Source organism: Caballeronia sp. LZ024 (genome assembly GCF_031451455.1).
GTDB lineage: Bacteria > Pseudomonadota > Gammaproteobacteria > Burkholderiales > Burkholderiaceae > Caballeronia > Caballeronia telluris.
In genome coordinates, this window is the sequence record NZ_JARUXL010000047.1 from 1 (window position 1) to 749 (window position 749).

Annotated in this window: 1 protein-coding gene; it reads right to left on the reverse strand. The window is 60.3% G+C overall.

The window, feature by feature from the left end; all coding sequences use genetic code 11:
- On the reverse strand, window positions 1-749 hold a 749-nt coding region (locus QCE48_RS31670), incomplete at both ends, for a phage late control D family protein (protein ID WP_309794489.1).

A 749-nucleotide genomic window follows, 5' to 3' on the forward strand; every position in this document is an offset into this window, starting at 1 on the left:
TCGCCCTCGAATACCACCTGCCGCGCGATCGCCGCCTCGTGGCGAAGTTGCGCCTCCCACTTCGCACCCTGCTGATCCAGGTGATGCGTGCCGTAGATGTACGGCTGACCGTAGGTGGTCGGGTCCTGCGGCGCGATGTTGGCGCTATCCTTGAACCTTTCCCACGCCGCTTCAGGGTTGTAGTCTGCGACCAGAAACGACTGCGGCACGGTGACCGTGTGCGTCTTAAGCGACGTCACCGCCTCCCTGCCACTTGCTTCGAGCCCGGCCGCTTCGCGGTACGGCACGATCAGTTGAGGGTTGTAGATGTAGTGGTCGATGTCATCGCCAAAGACCACCTGGTCGCCGTGCTCGGTCTCGACGATATAGGAGTAAATACCCGCCTTCTCCATGAGCATCCGCAGATAGGACAGGTCGTCGACCTTGTACTGGAAGCGGAACAAATGTTTGGGGTACTGGCTTCTGAGCTTAAACGAGTACTGCTCGGGTCTGAGGCCGTGACGGCGCATGACCTGCGCCATGATGTCGGGCGTCGACAGGTGCTGATAGATCTGGGTCGTGGTGACCGCGGCAAGCCGTCCGAGGTGCGATTTCAAGACCACACGGTACTTGGTGAAGTCCTTCGTGGTCTGGATCGTCGAGAATCGCTCGATGTAGCCGGAGAACTTCCTGGGCGCACCGTCCTCCGGGACCATCGAGAAGGTCGCATCGCAGTTCAGATACTCGGCGCGCCCCAACTGTTGCGGATG